This window comes from Rhizobium oryzicola, from assembly GCF_030504645.1.
GTDB lineage: Bacteria > Pseudomonadota > Alphaproteobacteria > Rhizobiales > Rhizobiaceae > Neorhizobium > Neorhizobium oryzicola.
Genome location: NZ_JAUKWQ010000011.1, coordinates 129,300 through 146,094 on the forward strand (window position 1 = coordinate 129,300; position 16,795 = coordinate 146,094).

Genomic DNA, 16,795 nt, shown 5'->3' on the forward strand with positions numbered 1-16,795 from the left:
AAAGGTTCTCGGGAGGAACGATATGAAACTGACCAAGATTTTCCTCGGCGTGGCACTGGCCGCGACAAGCCTGGCGCAGACGGCGAATGCCTCCAACCTGCGCATGTCCTGGTGGGGGGGCGATAGCCGCCACAAGGCCACGCAGGTTGCGTTGAAGGCCTGCGGCGACAAGTATGGTCACACGATCGCGGCCGAGTTTACCGGTTGGGACGGGCATCTGGAAAAGGTAACGACGCAGATCGCCGGCGGCACCGAAGCCGATATCATGCAGATTAACTGGCCCTGGTTGCCGCTCTTTTCCATCAATGGCGATGGTTTCGCGGACCTCAACCAGTACAAGGATATTATCGACCTTAGCCAGTGGACGAAGGACGATCTGGCGGCCGGTACCATGAACGGCAAGCTGAACGGCCTTTCCGTTTCCACCACTGGCCGCGTGTTCATGTTCAACAAGACCGCACTCGACAAGGCCGGCGTTGCCATCCCCAAAACATGGGATGAACTGTTTGCTGCTGCAAAGACGCTGAAGACCAAGGTCGGCCCCGAAGCCTATCCGATGAATGCGGTCAAGGAGACGGCGGTTCTTCTGATCTCGCTCTATACCACCCAGAATACCGGCAAGGATCTGGTGGACCAGAAGGCCAAGAAGGTGGCCTGGAGTGCCGAGGAACTCGCAAAGGGTATCGATTTCTACGGCAAGCTCGTCAAGGAAGGCGTCGTACAGACGCAGAAGTCGGTCGCTTCGGAGGGCAATCTCAACCTGTTCGAAAGCCCGAAATGGGCGGATGGGCGCATCTCCGGTTCCTATGAGTGGGATTCGACCTTCTCAAAATATGCTGATCCGCTGAAGGGCCAGAAGCTTGAGCCGGTGTCGATCCTGAAGAACACGGATGCCAAGACGGAAGGCGTCTACCGCAAGCCGTCTATGGTCTTCTCCATTTCCAAGCGGTCGAAGGACCCGAAAGCGGCCGCCCAGATCCTCAACTGCCTGCTGAACGAGCCGGAAGGCATCAATGCCATGGGGACGGCCCGTGGCCTGCCGGCCAGCAAGATCGCAGCCAAGACGCTGATTGACGGCGGCAAGATCGAACCGGAAATCGTGGCGGCCAATGCCATCATCATGAACGGCACCGGCCCGACCGTATCGCCGCTGAACGAGCATCCGGAAGTGCGCGCCGTCTTCATCGATACGTTGGAGGAATATGCCTACGGCCAGATCAAGTCTCAGGAAGCCGCAGAAGCCATCATCGATGGTGTGAACGCCGTCCTGAAGAAGTTCTGATATCGCGCTGGCTCCCCTCCAGAGAGGGGAGCCACACCCGAACATTTCCCAAAAAGGTTGATGCCATGTCCACGCTGACGCTTCTCGCGGCAACGTCACGAACTGCCACATTCCGTCTCGACGCCGATGCGAACCAGTATTTCCTTCCCGGGTCGCGTTCGTGGCGGTTGCTGGATGGTGACGGCAATTCCTGCGGCGAAGGCCGTACGGACAAAGTGGTGTTTACCCTTGTCGGTCTGCAGCCGCAAAAGAACTACCGGATCGCTCTGGAGGACGCCACGATCTGCGAGTTCAAAACGCTTGCGGAATCCGCGCTGATCGACATTACCGCCGCAGGTGCTTCGCTCGATGCCGAAGACAATACGGCGTTCATCCAGCAGGCGATCGATACATTGCCGGCCGGTGGGACGTTGAAGGTTCCTGCGGGGACATTTCTGACAGGGCCGCTGTTCCTCAAGAGCCACATGACCCTTCTCCTGGAGGATGGAGCCTGTCTGAAAGGACTTATAGATCGTGACCGCTATCCCATTCTGGCTGCGCGGCATGAGGATGGCCGGGTTCTGGGAACGTGGGAAGGTGTTTGTGAGCCCTGCTATGCAAGCCTGATCACCGCGCTGGATTGCGAAGATCTGGCCATTACCGGTGCCGGTATCATCGATGGCGGTGCTGACGGCGGTGACTGGTGGACCTGGCCGAAGGAGACACGCAATGGTGCGCGGCGTCCGCGGACGGTTTTTCTGTCCCACAATCGGGGCGTATTGCTGACGGGCGTCACGGTTCGCAATTCTCCGTCGTGGACGGTGCATCCGGTCCTTAGCCGGGATGTTGTCGTCGCCGACCTCAAGATCGAAAACGATCCTTACTCTCCCAATACAGACGGCCTCAATCCCGAGTGCTGCCGCAACGTTCTTCTCACGGGCATCTTCTTTTCCGTCGGTGATGACTGCATCGCCATCAAGGCTGGAAAGAGGGACCCGAAGGGCGGTCTCGACCAACCCTGTGAAGGTATCGCGATCGAGAACTGCCGCATGGAACGGGGTCACGGTGGCGTTGTGATCGGCAGCGAAATGAGCGGCAGCGTTCGAAATGTAAGCGTGCGCCGCTGCAGCCTGAGCGAAACCGACCGTGGCCTGCGGGTGAAGACGCGGCGAGGCCGCGGTGGCGCGGTGGAGAATATCACGGTCGAAGACTGCGTGATGGAGCGGGTAGCCGTGCCGCTCGTCATCAACTCGTTTTACTTCTGCGACGCCGATGGCCGCTCGGATTATGTCCAGTCCCGCTCGCCCTATCCCGTCTCAGATACCACGCCGATCATTCGAGGCATTACCATCCGCAATGTCGTGGCTGACAACGTGGCGGTCTCTGCCGCAGCCCTTTACGGACTGCCGGAAGCGCCGATCGAAGACGTCACCATCGAAAACTACCGCGTCAGCTTCGACCCTGATGCAGTAGGTGACGTGCCCGACATGGCGCTCTATTTCGAGCCGCTTCGTCACGCGGGGATTGTCACCCAGAACACCCAGCTTTCTCACGAGGCCGACCTGACCGTCGTTTCTCCCCAGCAGAGTACCGCCGTATGAGCACCACGATCACTGATTACTTCGACGCGTATGCGCGAGACTACCGCTACTACAAGGGTGGCGCCTGGTGCTACGAAGATGGCTGCCTCTATCGCGGCCTGATCGCCCTTTATGAAGCAACCGGCGAGCAGCGCTGGTACGACCATCTCATCCGGCTTGTCCAAGGCCAGGTGAGCGAAGCGGGCGAACTCGCCGGCTATACGCTGACGGAATATAATATCGACAACGTTCTCCCGGGGCGCACGCCGGTTTACCTGTCGCAGAAAACAGGAGACCCGCGTTATCTCATTGCCGCGAAACGACTGGAGCGGCAGCTTCAGAGCCATCCGCGCGTGAAGGCAGGTCCCCATTGGCACAAGCTCCGCTATCCGCATCAGGTCTGGCTTGATGGACTGTATATGGCGCTCCCCTTCAAGGCGGAGCTTGGTCGGCTAACCGGAAACAAGGATCTGATCCATCAGGCCATTTCGGAAATGCTGACTGCCCTGGATCTGATGTTCGATGCACCGAGCGGGCTTTATCGGCATGGCTATGACGAAGAGCGCCTGCAGCCTTGGGCGGATCCGAAGACTGGCCTTTCCCCCGCCCATTGGGCTCGTGCTATTGGCTGGATGGCAATGGCGCTGGTGGATCTCATCGAAGCTACCGAAGGGGAAGCCGATCAGGCGAAACTCATAGACAAGCTTCAGGCTCTCCTGCCTGTTCTCGGTGGTTTGAGAACCGCGGATGGCCGCTGGTATCAAGTGATTGATCAACCCGCTCTTGAAGGCAACTACGCGGAGAGTTCTGCAACGGCCATGTTCGCCTATAGTTTCCTCAAGGCTGCGCGACTGGGTCTGGGGTCTGACTTTGCAACGGTTGGGTTGGAAGCCTTGGCAAGCCTTGAAAAGAACGCCCTGTTGCCGGATGCCAGCGGACGCACTGTCCTTCAGTCGATTTGCTGTGTGGCTGGCCTCGGCGGTTTCGAAGGGCGGTTCAGGGATGGCTCGTCAGCCTATTACGTCTCTGAAATCCTGAAGGATGATGACATCAAAGGTGTTTCGCCGCTGATGACGGCCCATGCCGAGCGACACTTGCGGATCTCCCAGACACAGCCGGTTGCGGATGTACTGGCGGGTTGAAAGCCGCCTTGGATATGTCTTCGCATGGCGCGACCGTGCTTCAAATCGATAGGTGAACGGAACCCATATCTCCATTTGGACTTTTCGACCTTGTTCCGCAGGAGCTTCGAACAAGACGGGTTCTGGCCTGGTCTTTAGCACTGCAATGGTTGCAATCAGCTGGAGCATGACAATGTCTGAGACAATTGCCGATGGGTTCGTCCAAATCCTTGAAGCTGCGGGTGTGAAACGCATCTACGGTGTGGTGGGTGACAGCCTGAACGGTCTGACCGATGCGATCCGCAGACATGGCAAAATTGAATGGGTCCATGTGCGCCATGAGGAGGCGGGTGCCTTTGCCGCCGCTTCGGAAGCCCATCTGACCGGCTCGCTGGCCGTGTGTGCAGGCAGTTGCGGCCCCGGCAATCTACATTTGATCAACGGCTTGTTTGATGCCCATCGCTCACGGGTCCCGGTTCTCGCAATTGCTGCGCATATCCCATCTTCCGAGATTGGCTCCGGCTACTTTCAGGAAACGCATCCGCAAGACCTATTTCGGGAATGCAGCCATTATTGCGAACTCGTCGCTGATTCTTCCCAGATGCCGCGCTCTGTGGAAATCGCCATTCGCGAAGCGGTCGGAAAACGCGGCGTATCAGTCATCGTCATGCCGGGAGACGTTGCGCTCAAGCCTGCTGCCGCATCCTATACGCCCCGGCTTTCCGGCCTTCTTCCCAAAGCACCTGTCGTGACGCCGCCGCATGAAGAGATCGTGGATCTTGCAGCACTTCTCAACGCGGGCGGTCGCACCACCATCCTGTGCGGGTCTGGCGTTGCCGGTGCGCGTGACGAGGTGATGGAACTGGCGCGTTTTCTGAAGGCGCCGATCGTTCATGCCTTGAAGGGCAAGGAATTCATCGAGCACGATAATCCGTACGATGTCGGCATGACCGGACTGATCGGCTTTTCCTCCGGCTATTACGCGATGAAGGATTGCGACGTCCTTCTGATGCTGGGGACGGACTTTCCCTATCGGCAATTCTACCCCGAAGGCAAATCCGTGCGCATCGCCCAAATCGATATCCGCCCCGGACAGATTGGGCGTCGTGCACCGGTTGATCTCGGTCTTGTCGGGGGTATCGGCCCGACGGTGCGTACACTGCTACCCTTGCTCCAGGAACAGACGAACACCAAGCACCTGGATAACGCGATTTCCCATTACCAGAAAACGCGGCGCAAGCTGGATGACTTGGCGGAAGCCGACCGCAGCAGCGACATTATTCATCCGCAGCAGGTGGCAAAGACACTCAGCGATCTTGCGGCCAGCGATGCAATCTTTTCCTGCGATGTGGGCCTGCCGACGGTCTGGGCAGCGCGCTATCTCGCTCTTGGTGGCGGGCGGCGCCTTGTTGGCTCCTTCTGGCATGGCTCCATGGCCAATGCTTTGCCCCAGGCCATTGGCGCGCAGGCCACCTATCCCGGGCGACAGGTGATCTCCTTGTCCGGCGACGGCGGGCTTACCATGCTGATGGGCGATCTTCTGACGCTCGTCCAGTCGAAGCTTCCTGCGAAGATCGTCCTCTTCAACAACTCAGCCCTGGGCTTTGTCGAGGTCGAGCAGAAGTCGACCGGCTTTCTGCCCTTCGGTACCGGGTTCACAAATCCCAACTTCGCGGCGATGGCGGAGGCGGTCGGCATCAAGGGCATCCGCCTGGAGCGTCCGGAGCAGGTGGAGCCCGGCCTTCGCGATGCGCTGGCCCATGATGGCCCGGTGCTTGTCGATGCGGTGGTTGCAAGAACGGAGCTGCCGATCCCGCCCTCCATCAAACTGGACATGGCAAAGGGATTTACCCTTTACATGTTGAAGGCTGTGTTCGGCGGACGCGAAGACGAGATCCTCGATCTGGCGAAAACCAACCTCTGGAAATAACGATAACGGAGGCGGCACAGAATGTGCCGCCAATCCTTCCATTGTGTGATGACTTTGACCCGGCGCCAAACTTCTTGCGCACCTCTAAAGATTGCAGATTGAACCTGCCCGTCAAACTGGCTATCCGACAAGTAATGTGTAGGGATCGTCAGGTAAGCTTGTTATGCATGTGAAATTCCTCGTTACCCATTCCGGTGGCTTTCACGCGGATGAGGTACTTTCGACCGCGATCCTCACAAGGCTTTTCCCTGAGGCAGACATCATCCGGACTCGGGCGCCGGAATGGATTACGGCCGGAGCCGATCGCATCATCTACGATGTTGGGGGTGCCTATGATGCTGAGGCAGGAATATTCGACCATCACCAACGCGGTGCGCCTCTTCGCCCTGATGATCAGCCATACAGCTCGTTCGGACTGATCTGGAAACATTTTGGGCGCGAGTATCTTACTGCGCTCGCCGTGCCGGAAACCTTTATCGAAACCGTTCATGCGACGTTCGATGCAAGTTTCGTTCTGCCCATAGACCTGCTCGACAATGGTGCCCTGAACCCGGATAGTGCCGGGGTGTTGGCGGGTCTCACATTGCCGTCACTCTTGGAGGCATTGAAGCCGCCTTTCGATGAGCCGGATCGGCAGGCTACGGACCGCGCCTTCCTCAGCGCACTTGCGATTGCACGCAGTTTCGTGGAAGCGAAGATTTCCGGTATCCATGCCAAGCTGCGTGCCGAAACGCTTGTGATGAATGCCATCGCCTCAGCAGGGCAGGCGCGCGTTCTCGAACTGCCGATCGGCATGCCCTTTCGCTCCGCCATCATCAAAGCGGGAGCCGATCAACTGCTCTTTGTGGTTCACCCGCGTGAGAACGACTGGTGCCTGACGGGCATTCGACGCGCCGAGGAAGGCTTCGAATTGCGCGCCGACCTTCCCGCAGCTTGGGCAGGATTGAGCGGAGCCGACTTGCAAAAGGTAACGGGCGTGGAGGGCGCAAGCTTCTGCCATAATGGGCGGTTCATCGCTGCAGCCGCGACGCGTGAAGCAGTGCTGGCGCTGGCTAATCTTGCGGTGCAGGAAGCGGAGCGGCACGGGGCGTGACGCCCTTATTGCCGCGGGCCTATAGGGCGGAATCCGCTTGTCAGGCGGTATGTCGCTCCAGATCCGTTTTGCACCAGATGGCAGGTTCGGAGGCGAGACGTGCCTTCAGCCAACTCTCTTCCGGAAGCACCCCTATCGTCGCGAAAACCTCGCGCTGCATAGAGGTCACATCATCGGGGATGCGGGATTTGCCGCCAAGCACCAGATCAAAGCCCAGGGACCAGATCTGCCAGTGGCGCATGCCCTTGCGGGTGGTCGTGTCCGAAAGGATAGAATTCCACTCGCTCGCAAGGTCTCTGCGGCCTGCCCACAAAGCCACGGGTATCGAACCGATCGCCAACCCGTAACAGGTTGAAAGATCGTGGTGCAGCGAGCCAACATGGGCAGCGCAATCCTGCGCGATCCGGAGAGCCGTTTCGGTATCACCCTTCAGCCAAAGGATGCGCATCAGCAGTGACAAGACGGCCGTCTTGCCATCGACCTGCGCATGGTTGGTGTGATTCGTACGGTCAGGGTTCTGGTCGCCGGCAATGACCTGGTTCAGCAGCCGCAGTGCTTCATCCTGATTGCCCATAAAGTGGCTCGAGAGTGCCAGCATATGATCAGCCGTCAGGATATGAGCGATATCGCCCGTTTGGTAAGCGGGTTCCTTGAACTGTTCAGCAAGGGTCAGGCTCACGGCATAGTCACCTGCCAGGATGGCTTGGGCCCAGAGACCCCAGATGGCGCGCAAAATAGCCGGCTCATCGTTGTGTGCCGTTGCGATTTCCATTGCGCGGCTGAATGCCTCCTTCATGGCATTCCCTGGTCCTTCCGTGTGCCAGAGGGCGTGGCCAAAGGCTGCCATCAACTCCGCCTCGGCGGAGCCGCCAGCCAGCGCAGTTCCCTCGATAGCCTTGATCGAGCGGCGGAGAACAGAAAGATATTCGCCTGGCAGCGAGAGATGGAACCACAAGGGCGCGGAGGCGACGGCGAGTTCAACTCCAAGGGCGGCATCACCTTCCGGCGAGAACGCCCAGTCGAGCGCAGCGCGGATGTCATCGACACGCCAGCCATGCAATGCCAGCGTTCGGAAGGGATCATTGCCGTCCCAGGCGACCTGCTCGGAGGTGAAGAATTCGAGGGTGTAGCGGGCATGCGCCAATTTCGCAGTTCTTTCCTGTCCGCTTTCCGCCAGCTTCTGTTCGGCGTAAAATCGCGTTGTATCGAGCAGTCGGTACAGGCTTGAACGGTTGCTACGGTCGAGCACGACCAGAGACTTCGAAACAAGCGCTGCCAGTGTCTCCATCGTATCCGCTTCACTCAAGCCTGAGACAGCAACAACTGCGTCGAGCTGGAACGAGGAACGAAACACCGAGAGATCGCGGAAGACGGCTCTTTCTTTGCCTGTGAGGAAGTCGTGGCTCCATTCCAGCGTCGCACGCAGTGTCTGCTGGCGGGGCAGGGCGGTGCGGCGCCCCTTGGTCAGCAGCGAAAACCGGTCATCCAGCCGCGCGGCAATATCGGATGCATCCAAGGTATCCATGCGTGCGGCAGCCATTTCGATGGCGAGTGGAATGCCGTCCAGCCGCCTGCAGATATTATTGACGGCCAGAACATCCGCATCAGAAAGCAGAAAGCCGTCATAACTTGCCTTGGCGCGTTCGCAGAATAGCTGCACCGCGGGATAGGTGAGCGCGCTTGCTGCTGTTGTAACCTCGTCGCCCTTTGGTGCATCGAGCGTTGGCAAACGAAATACCCATTCTCCTTCTGCCCGTAGCGGTTCGCGGCTTGTGACCAGCAGCGTGACCTCCGGAACGCTCTGCAGGATATTTTCCACGAATACGGCGACGGCATCGATCAGATGTTCACAGTTGTCGAACAACAGAAGGGTCGGTCTCGTCTTCAAGACCTCGGCAACCGCTTCCTCAATGCCGATGGAGGACGCGGCGATTCCAAGCTGGGTCGCAACAGTTGTTGCGACAAGCGCCGGATCGGAGAGGGGTGCAAGATCAATGAAATAGGCTGCATCATCCGAAGTGGAAACATGCCGGTGCGCGAGATCTAGCGCGACTGTGGTTTTGCCGATGCCACCAGGTCCGACGATGGTCAGGAAGCGCCGCTCCATCAGTAGCGAGAGCAGGCCATCCACGATGTCATCGCGGCCTATCACACGGGTGAGGTTTTTCGGAAGACGCGTTAGGCGCTTGTCTTGTGCCACTGGTTTCGGTGTAGCATCGTTCTGCTGTTTAGCCCGCGTAACAGTGCCGACAAAGCGGTACCCACGCCCCGCATCGTTCAGAATGAACGGGCTGCCATCCGGTTTTTCCCCGAGAGCTTTCCTCAATGATGAGAGGTGTACGCGCAGTGCATTCTCATCGACGGTCGTGTCGGGCCAAACGCGGGCCAACAGGTCCAGCCGCGAAACCAACTCGCCGGGGCGCTCCAACAGCACGATCAAAATATCCAGCGCGCGCGATCCGATGCGGACATTCTCTCCCCGCTGAGTGAGGCTGCGTTTTTGGAGCGAAAGTGCAAAGTCCTCGAAAAGCAGAGTCTCGTCGGAAAAAGTCTGATTCATGAGAATGGCTTGTTTGCTCCGGGTCGGCACCTGTCGGTGAAGCCTTCCGACTTTCGGTAAGCTGCAGACGAACGCTTGAGCGATAGAGTGCCGAGTCGAAACTGTATCGGATATTATTCCGCAGTTTTGTACAATCGTCTCGCAAAATGCCGCTGGGTCGCGATCCCTCTTGGCTGACCCGATGGCGAAGCAGTTTCGCGTCCTCAGGCAGGCAAGCATCTGCGCTTAGCGCCGATCAGCGATCTTAAGTCCGTTTAACAGCCCTTAATTACCGCCCGTCCGCCGCTCCCGGTAGCTTGTGACTGCGAACAACGCAACCAACCAGCCACGGTGAGGAACAGATGTCCATTCACGATCGAAGCTTCGGCAACACTCCTTCCACCCCTATCGAGATCAATCGGCTTCCCATGGCAGCCGCACTTGACCTGGCCCGACTTCTCGAAATTGCCGAACAGCATGCGGCAACGGATGCGGACGTTGTCCGCAACTATATCAATCGCGCCCGCTCATTGCTTGCACCCCAGCAACCCGCCACGAGAACAGGCGGTCTAGCACCCTGGCAAATCAAACGTCTCGACCGCCATATCGATGAGAATATCGAGCAAAGCCTTCGGGTCGTCGAACTGGCGCGGCTTGTGCGCCTGAGCCCAAGCCACTTCGCCAAGGCTTTCAAGACGAGTTTTGGAACAACGCCCCATCTGCATGTTCAGGCCAAACGGATTGCGCGCGCCAAGGAAATGCTGCTTGCCAAAGATCGGCCGCTTGCCGAAATCGCGCTGGATTGCGGCATGTGCGATCAGGCCCATCTCTCGCGCGTATTTCGCAAGGCGACGGGGCTTGCGCCTAGTCAATGGCGCCGCGAATTCGCGTCGCTTACGGAGTAACCGCAATCATGTCTGAATTTCATTCAAAGCCTCCCCTGCATGTCATCAAGGGCAGCGAATTGGCTGTTCTGGACGCAGGAACCCAGGAGTTTCTGGATCGCGGCGATGGGCTGATTGCCGATTATGAGGGCTACCGAAGACGCCTCGCACCCGAGCAGATGATGTCGCCAGCGGATGCCGGCGTCGATGTGGAGATGATTGATCCGGCCACGTCGGTTTCATCGTCCAAGCCCTTTCGCATCCTTCGTCCCGCGGGTGCGAGCGGAAGCTTGCCGCTTCTGTTCTACTTTCACGGCTGCCGCTGGCAGAAGGGAGAGCCGCACTCGCATGACAGGTTCTTATACGAGGTCTGCCGGAGGGCGCACATTTCCATCGCCTGCATTGATGATGCGCTTGCCGATGATCTATCGCTGACGGACAAACTTCGAACCAGCGAGCAGATCATAGCATCCCTGCTGGAAGAGCGGGCATTGACGGCCGGCAGCCGTCCACTGCTTATCGGCGGTGACGGCGTGGGTGGTTACTTCGCTGCATCGTTGAGCCTGACATGGGATCGGCGGCATTCCCACGCGCCGGGCGTCGTATTGCTTGTCTGCCCAATGATCCCAGGTACCGAAGAAACCAGTTCGCGACAACAGTTTGCCGATGGGCCTTGGCTAACGGCTCGGATTATCCAACAGATGCTGAGCAGCCGCTTTGCCCGGCAGATCGACCACTCGGATGCAGTTCTGCCTGCGTTGGCAGGCTTGCGGCAATTGACCAATTCACCGCCCGTTATGATCGTCACAGCCGAAAACGATCCCCTGCGTGATGAAGCGGAGACTTACGGACGAAATCTGATGAAAGCGGGCATCGAAGTATCGCTGACCCGCTATATCGGCACGATCCATAACTTCCCGGTGGTCGATGCGCTGGCGGATACGGCCGCAGCAAGGGCTGCTGTCGGCCAGATCGTCAACGCGTGCATGACCTCGGCGTGCCGGTGACTTCGAGCCGTTCAGGCGCACACGCACCGTTGAACTTCCGGCGATGAGACATGCCTATCGCGATAATGGTAATAAGTCGGTCGCACGAGCCGGATTCAGCCTAAATCGATTTAAATAGCTGCATTGGCTGCATACACTCAACCCCCTCATATGGGGGGCTCCATTTGCGGGCGCCCATGTGCGGGAATTTCATGCTTTTCTTAAATTCAGCATTCTTGGCCTTGTCATAACGACCTGGGGGCCAAAAAATGTTTATCACGATCCAAGCATACGAATACGATCAATATTCCTGTCTGCTCAACCAATTCTTTCACCTGCGTAAGCAGGTCTTTCATGATCGACTGAATTGGAAAGTGTCGCTGCGCGGTACGCATGAAGTTGACCGCTATGATGACATGAAGCCTGCCTATCTCGTCTGGTGCAGCGACGATGCCCAAGTTCTGTACGGTGGCATGCGCCTGATGCCGACCACTGGCCCGACCCTGCTGTACGACGTATTTCGCAAGACGTTTTCCGCAGACGTGGACCTGCAGAGCCCGGGCATCTGGGAAGGCACCCGCATGTGCGTGGATGAAGTCGCCGTTCAGCGTGATCTTGGCATGGATGCGGGCCGTGCTTTCTGCATGCTGCTGCTGGCGCTTTGCGAATGCGCGTTGGAGCATGGCGTGCACACGATGATTTCCAACTACGAGCCTCATATGGCTCGCATGTATCGCAAGGCCGGTGCAGAGGTTGAGGAACTTGGGCGCGCCGATGGCTATGGCAGGTTTCCTGTTTGCTGCGGGGCTTTCGAGGTTTCGGACCAAATCCGCGCCAAGATGCAGGCCGCGCTAGGCGTTACCGCCCCCCTTTACAGCAAGTTTTATCCGGTCCGCTCCTTCGCGGCTGGTCTTGCTGTTGCCGCTTGAACCCCAAAGAGAAGATTTCACCATGGATGAACAACAAAAATCGACCTATGTGCGCATCGCTCGAAACCTCATCGAATCCCGTCGCGAGGCTGTTCAGTTAAAAGATGGTTTGCTCTGCTATCTTCTGGAAATGGTTCTAGAGGAGCTCATGGGCCGCACACCCATCACTGAATGGGATCTGCTGGAACCTGGCGCGATCTCCAAGTCCGATTATCCCGTGATCTCGCTTGCCGGACGGGAGCAATTCACCGGGACCGCCGCAGGCTGAAGCCAGCCTCATCTATTCTGGAGGCCCGTCAATCCGGCGGGCCTCCATTGTCTATTGATTGATCGGCAACCTTCGCGGCAGGTCCCATCACCGCGTTGCAAACACCCGGACCATGTCGAAGGAAACCGGCCGGCGGCGGTCGAGGGCCAGCGCGTCGCGAATTTCGGCGATGTGATCGCGCATGAGGAAAACGGCCTCCTCGACCTCGTGCTTCTCGCAGTGCGCGATCAGGTCTTCATGGTGGTCATGCCAGCCGGCCAGCCCAAGCTGGTTTTCGAAGAGGTTGACGATCAGGCTTGTGCGCGCGACGAGCAGCCGTACCTGATCCGCAAGAACAGCATTGCCGGAGAGCTCCGCCATCAGCGTGTGGAAGCCACCGGAGAGATGGATGGCTTCGCGCATATGCCCCTCATGCCGCAGCTGGTGTTCCTGGCGCACATTGTCCCGCAGCCTGGCGATGGAGGCCGCATCGGCGGCTCGCGCAAAGGCCTCCGTGGTTCCTGCCTCAATGGCAATACGGGCTGCAAACACCTGCCGCGCTTCATCCGCATCCGGTGCAGCCACATAGGCTCCGCGATTGGGAATGAACACCACCAGCTTTTCCCAGCTCAATCTTTGCAGGGCCGCGGCCACCATCCGCCGGCCGATTCCGAAGGCTTCCACAAGCGCCAGTTCCGTCAGCTTGGTGCCGGGCAACAGCCGCTGATCGACAATGGCATCAAAGAGATGCTGATAGGCACCCTCCGCATCGTCAATCTTTGGGCGATTGCGCTGGTTCATGACGCCCACCAAACGCGTCTTCTGGTTCATCCTTAGGCTTCTCCCGCTTAAATGCTGCCCAGAGAATTGTGCACAATGTTGCGCGCAGTTGGGAATTTCAGATCTTTGTCAGATTGGCACGGCCCTTGCAAACCTGTCCCCACAGATCATACGAAAAAGGGGACACAGATGTTCGAAACCAAAACCTCCAGAAGAACCATTCTCCAGGCAGCGCTTGCGGCGCCGTTCGTTTTGCAGGCCGGGCGCAGCTTTGCCGCCGAGCCGGTGAAGTTCTCCTTTGCCGTGCCGTTTGACGGTTCTATCTCCATGTATCTGCTGGCACAGCAGAATGGTTGGTACAAGGAAGCAGGTCTCGACTGCCAGTTCGATACCAGCGGCGGTTCGGGCGAGGCGGCATCGCGTACGGGTTCCGGCGTCTATGACGGCGGCACGGTCGACATCAACAACCTCGCCGAGTTCAATTCCAAGAACCCGACTGCCGATGTGCGCGCCGCCTATATGCTCTATTTCAAGAGCCCGCTTTCGGTGGTGACGCTGAATAAGTCTGGCATTGCAAAGCCTTCGGACCTGGAAGGCCGCACGATCGGCGCCGCCGCCGCGGACGGTGCCTACCGCCTATTCTCTACCTATGCCAAGACCACCGGCATCGATGGCGGCAAGATCAAGTGGAATATGGTCGGCCTGCAATTGCGCGAAGCGGTTCTGGCCAACGGCAGTGCGGATGCCATTCTAGGCTTTGATTCCACGGTCTATTTCGGCCTCCAGAAGGCAGGCGTCGCTGCGGGTGATATCAAGATCCTGTACTATTCGGATGCAGGTCTGGATCTCTACGGGAACGCTATTGTGCTGTCGAAGAAGTTCCGCACTGAACGTCCCGACGTGGCAAAGTCCTTCATAGCCGTCAGCGCCCGTGGCTATCAGGCAGCGCTTGCTGATCCGAAGGCGGCGATTGCTGCGCTCAAGGCCCATTCCCCGCTGATCAATGCCGATCTGGAAGAGCAGAAGCTGCGCTGGCTCATCAAGAACCAGTTCACGACGGATGAAACGCGCAAGAACGGTCTCGGCGGCGTCGATGCGGCGCGGCTGTCCAAGTCCATGGAAGCCGTCGCTGCCGGTTTCGGCCTGCCCTCCGTTCCGAAGGCGGAAGATCTGTTCGATCCGTCCTTCCTGCCGTCTGCGGATCTGCGGAAGCTGCCAGCATGACATTCGATCTGGTCATCCGGGGTGGTACCATCGCGACCGCCTCGGATGTGACGAAGGCGGATCTCGGCATCCGCGAGGGGCGTATTGTCGCGATTGCCGATCGTATCGCAGGGGGGGAGCGCGTGATCGATGCCACCGGCAGGCTTGTGCTGCCGGGAGGTATCGATGCCCATTGCCATCTCGACCAGCCGCAGGCACCGGGCCTCGCCGCCAAGGGTGCGAAGATGGCGGACGGCTTTTGTTCCGGCAGCATCAGCGCCGCCTTCGGGGGAACGACGACGATCGTTCCCTTCTGCGTGCAGCATCGCGGAGAATCGCTGACGGCGGCGGTTGCCGATTATCATCGTCGCGCTGACGGGCAGTCCGTCACCGACTACGCTTTCCATCTGATCGTCAGCGATCCGACGCCTGCCGTGCTGGGCCAGGAATTGCCGGCCCTCATCCGTCGCGGCCATACCAGTATCAAGGTGTACATGACCTATGATGCCATGCAGCTCAGCGACCGGCAGATCCTCGACGTGTTCGAGACGGCACGGGCCGAAAAGGCGGTCATGCTGATCCATGCCGAAAACCACGAGATCATCGGCTGGCTGGCTGATCGTCTGGAACAGCAGGGCAAGACCCGGCCCGCCTTTCACGCCACCTCCCGCCCACTGGCGGTGGAGCGCGAGGCGACGCACCGGGCGGTAACGCTTGCGGAAATTGCCGGCGTGCCGCTCGTCATCGTGCATGTGTCCGGTGGTGAACCGCTGGAAGAAATTCGCCGGGCGCGGGCGCGCGGTCATGTGGTGATCGCGGAAACCTGCCCGCAATATCTGCTCCTCACCGAAGCCGATCTCGATATGCCCGATATGCTGGGTGCTAAGGCCATGTGCAGCCCGCCGCCGCGCGATACGGCTGCCCAGGCAGCACTCTGGCGCGGCATCGAAGATGGAACGATCGACATCTTCAACTCGGATCACGCGCCCTATCGGTTCGATGCCGAAGGCAAGCTGAAGGCGGGGCCGGACGCTTCCTTTCGAGCGGTTGCCAATGGCATTCCGGGGCTTGAAACGCGACTGCCGATCCTGTTCAGCGAGGGCGTGGTGAAGGGACGGATCGACCTCTCCCGTTTTGTCGCTCTGACCGCTACCAACAATGCAAAGCTCTACGGGCTTCACCCACGCAAGGGAACGATTGCCGTGGGCGCCGATGCTGACATTGCCATCTGGGACCCGGAAAAACGCGTCACCATCACCAATGACTTGCTGCACCACAATGTCGACTACACGCCTTTCGAAGGGCTGGAGGTGCAGGGGTGGCCGGAAACGGTCATCAGCCGCGGTGAGGTCATCATCGAAAACCAGGAGCTGAAGGCTCGGCCGGGACGCGGCCAGTTCCTGGAACAGCAGACATCGTCAGCCTGGCGGACAAGGGAAATCAACGCATGGATCTGAAGATCGCGGGAAAACGCGCGCTTGTGCTGGGCGGCAATCGCGGCATGGGCCTTGCCATTGCCAAGGGGCTGGCGGGCGAGGGGGCCTCCGTGCTGCTCGCCGCGCGCGACGAACAGGCGCTGGCTAAAGCCGGCGCCGAAATCGGCGCGGCAGGCACCTTTGCCGTGGATCTGTCGGAGACGCAAAGCCTTGCAGCCTTTGCCGCAGCGGTCGGCGATATCGACATCCTCATCAATAATACCGGTGGCCCGCCCTATGGCGGTGTGATCGGCCGCGAAGTGGCGGATTGGGAAGAAAGCTTCCGGTCCATGTCCATGTCGGTGATCCGCCTGACGGACCTGTTCCTGCCCGCCATGCGCAGCAAGAGTTGGGGCCGCGTCGTCACCGTCGTCAGCACCGGCGCGGTGCAGCCAATCCCGGTGCTTGGCATATCCAACACCATCCGCGCCGGGCTGATCGCCTGGTCCAAGTCACTGGCGCCGGAAGTTGCCAAGGATGGTGTGACGGTCAACGTGCTGATGCCGGGCCGCGTCGCGACCGAACGTGTTGCCATGACGGATGAGGCGACGGCCGCGCGCGAGAACATTTCGGTGGAGGCGGTGCGCCAGCGTTCCTTCGCGCAAATCCCCGCTGGCCGCTATGCCGAGCCTGAGGAGATCGCCGCAGTGGTGTCCTTCCTGTGCAGCGGTCCCGCCTCCTATGTTACGGGCAGTGTCTACCGCGTCGATGGAGGCTATGTCCGCCATGTCTGAGAGCAAAGCCCAGTCCGCCGCCCGAGAGGGCCA

At 59.2% G+C, this 16,795-nt stretch carries 14 protein-coding genes; 12 read left to right on the forward strand and 2 right to left on the reverse strand.

The window, feature by feature from the left end; all coding sequences use genetic code 11:
• Nucleotides 1-22 precede the first annotated feature (22 nt).
• The 5 genes from Q2T52_RS22885 to Q2T52_RS22905 all read left to right on the forward strand — a co-directional run bounded on the left by Q2T52_RS22885 (nt 23) and on the right by Q2T52_RS22905 (nt 6,985).
• Nucleotides 23-1,282, forward strand: coding sequence for an ABC transporter substrate-binding protein (locus Q2T52_RS22885; RefSeq protein WP_302079206.1), 1,260 nt, complete (start codon nt 23-25; stop codon nt 1,280-1,282).
• A gap of 65 nt (nt 1,283-1,347) precedes the next feature.
• Nucleotides 1,348-2,862 carry a polygalacturonase PglA gene (gene pglA, locus Q2T52_RS22890; RefSeq protein WP_302079207.1) on the forward strand — a complete coding sequence of 505 codons (1,515 nt, stop codon included), beginning with the start codon at nt 1,348-1,350 and terminating at the stop codon, nt 2,860-2,862.
• Nucleotides 2,859-3,983, forward strand: a complete 1,125-nt coding sequence (locus tag Q2T52_RS22895) for a glycoside hydrolase family 88/105 protein (RefSeq protein WP_302079208.1) — start codon at nt 2,859-2,861, stop codon at nt 3,981-3,983. The genes pglA and Q2T52_RS22895 overlap by 4 nt, the downstream gene beginning before the upstream one ends.
• A gap of 172 nt (nt 3,984-4,155) precedes the next feature.
• Nucleotides 4,156-5,892 (forward strand): ubiquinone-dependent pyruvate dehydrogenase, encoded by a 1,737-nt coding sequence (gene poxB / locus Q2T52_RS22900; protein WP_302079209.1) that lies wholly within the window; start codon nt 4,156-4,158, stop codon nt 5,890-5,892.
• A gap of 163 nt (nt 5,893-6,055) precedes the next feature.
• Entirely contained in the window at nt 6,056-6,985 is a 930-nt protein-coding gene (locus Q2T52_RS22905) for an MYG1 family protein (RefSeq protein WP_302079210.1), read from the forward strand.
• A gap of 40 nt (nt 6,986-7,025) precedes the next feature.
• Here the strand turns inward: Q2T52_RS22905 and Q2T52_RS22910 are convergent, their stop codons facing one another.
• A complete protein-coding gene (locus tag Q2T52_RS22910; protein WP_302079211.1) occupies nt 7,026-9,545 on the reverse strand; it encodes an ATP-binding protein in 2,520 nt (839 codons plus the stop codon).
• Nucleotides 9,546-9,886: 341 nt separating this feature from the next.
• Here Q2T52_RS22910 and Q2T52_RS22915 point away from each other — a divergent pair, with 341 nt between their 5' ends.
• The 4 genes from Q2T52_RS22915 (at nt 9,887) to Q2T52_RS22930 (ending at nt 12,591) form a co-directional block, all read left to right on the forward strand.
• A complete protein-coding gene (locus Q2T52_RS22915; RefSeq protein ID WP_302079212.1) occupies nt 9,887-10,429 on the forward strand; it encodes a helix-turn-helix domain-containing protein in 543 nt (180 codons plus the stop codon).
• An 8-nt stretch (nt 10,430-10,437) separates the two neighbouring features.
• Nucleotides 10,438-11,415 carry an alpha/beta hydrolase fold domain-containing protein gene (locus Q2T52_RS22920; RefSeq protein ID WP_302079213.1) on the forward strand — a complete coding sequence of 326 codons (978 nt, stop codon included), beginning with the start codon at nt 10,438-10,440 and terminating at the stop codon, nt 11,413-11,415.
• A gap of 248 nt (nt 11,416-11,663) precedes the next feature.
• Complete coding sequence (locus Q2T52_RS22925; RefSeq protein ID WP_302079214.1) at nt 11,664-12,323, forward strand: acyl-homoserine-lactone synthase; 660 nt, start codon at nt 11,664-11,666, stop codon at nt 12,321-12,323.
• A gap of 22 nt (nt 12,324-12,345) precedes the next feature.
• Complete coding sequence (locus Q2T52_RS22930; protein WP_302079215.1) at nt 12,346-12,591, forward strand: hypothetical protein; 246 nt, start codon at nt 12,346-12,348, stop codon at nt 12,589-12,591.
• Nucleotides 12,592-12,678: 87 nt separating this feature from the next.
• On the opposite strand, the gene Q2T52_RS22935 is transcribed toward Q2T52_RS22930, so the two are convergent.
• Nucleotides 12,679-13,401, reverse strand: coding sequence for a GntR family transcriptional regulator (locus tag Q2T52_RS22935; protein WP_302079217.1), 723 nt, complete (start codon nt 13,399-13,401; stop codon nt 12,679-12,681).
• 138 nt (nt 13,402-13,539) lie between these two features.
• On the opposite strand from Q2T52_RS22935, the gene Q2T52_RS22940 reads away from it, so the two are divergent.
• Genes Q2T52_RS22940 through Q2T52_RS22950 form a run of 3 tightly spaced genes read left to right on the forward strand, consistent with a single transcriptional unit; the run spans nt 13,540 to nt 16,762 of the window.
• Entirely contained in the window at nt 13,540-14,574 is a 1,035-nt protein-coding gene (locus Q2T52_RS22940; protein ID WP_302079218.1) for an ABC transporter substrate-binding protein, read from the forward strand.
• Nucleotides 14,571-16,010: a dihydropyrimidinase gene (hydA, locus tag Q2T52_RS22945; RefSeq protein WP_302079219.1), complete on the forward strand. Its 1,440-nt coding sequence runs from the start codon at nt 14,571-14,573 to the stop codon at nt 16,008-16,010. The genes Q2T52_RS22940 and hydA overlap by 4 nt, the downstream gene beginning before the upstream one ends.
• Nucleotides 16,001-16,762 carry an SDR family oxidoreductase gene (locus Q2T52_RS22950; RefSeq protein ID WP_302079220.1) on the forward strand — a complete coding sequence of 254 codons (762 nt, stop codon included), beginning with the start codon at nt 16,001-16,003 and terminating at the stop codon, nt 16,760-16,762. The genes hydA and Q2T52_RS22950 overlap by 10 nt, the downstream gene beginning before the upstream one ends.
• The last annotated feature ends 33 nt before the right edge of the window (nt 16,763-16,795 follow it).

Coding starts and splice junctions, on each gene's coding strand:
- Q2T52_RS22885 (WP_302079206.1), top strand. CDS start 23: ATGAAACTGACCAAGATTTTCCTCGGCGTGGCACTGGCCGCGACAAGC.
- pglA (WP_302079207.1), top strand. CDS start 1,348: ATGTCCACGCTGACGCTTCTCGCGGCAACGTCACGAACTGCCACATTC.
- Q2T52_RS22895 (WP_302079208.1), top strand. CDS start 2,859: ATGAGCACCACGATCACTGATTACTTCGACGCGTATGCGCGAGACTAC.
- poxB (WP_302079209.1), top strand. CDS start 4,156: ATGTCTGAGACAATTGCCGATGGGTTCGTCCAAATCCTTGAAGCTGCG.
- Q2T52_RS22905 (WP_302079210.1), top strand. CDS start 6,056: ATGCATGTGAAATTCCTCGTTACCCATTCCGGTGGCTTTCACGCGGAT.
- Q2T52_RS22910 (WP_302079211.1), bottom strand. CDS start 9,545: ATGAATCAGACTTTTTCCGACGAGACTCTGCTTTTCGAGGACTTTGCA.
- Q2T52_RS22915 (WP_302079212.1), top strand. CDS start 9,887: ATGTCCATTCACGATCGAAGCTTCGGCAACACTCCTTCCACCCCTATC.
- Q2T52_RS22920 (WP_302079213.1), top strand. CDS start 10,438: ATGTCTGAATTTCATTCAAAGCCTCCCCTGCATGTCATCAAGGGCAGC.
- Q2T52_RS22925 (WP_302079214.1), top strand. CDS start 11,664: ATGTTTATCACGATCCAAGCATACGAATACGATCAATATTCCTGTCTG.
- Q2T52_RS22930 (WP_302079215.1), top strand. CDS start 12,346: ATGGATGAACAACAAAAATCGACCTATGTGCGCATCGCTCGAAACCTC.
- Q2T52_RS22935 (WP_302079217.1), bottom strand. CDS start 13,401: ATGAACCAGAAGACGCGTTTGGTGGGCGTCATGAACCAGCGCAATCGC.
- Q2T52_RS22940 (WP_302079218.1), top strand. CDS start 13,540: ATGTTCGAAACCAAAACCTCCAGAAGAACCATTCTCCAGGCAGCGCTT.
- hydA (WP_302079219.1), top strand. CDS start 14,571: ATGACATTCGATCTGGTCATCCGGGGTGGTACCATCGCGACCGCCTCG.
- Q2T52_RS22950 (WP_302079220.1), top strand. CDS start 16,001: ATGGATCTGAAGATCGCGGGAAAACGCGCGCTTGTGCTGGGCGGCAAT.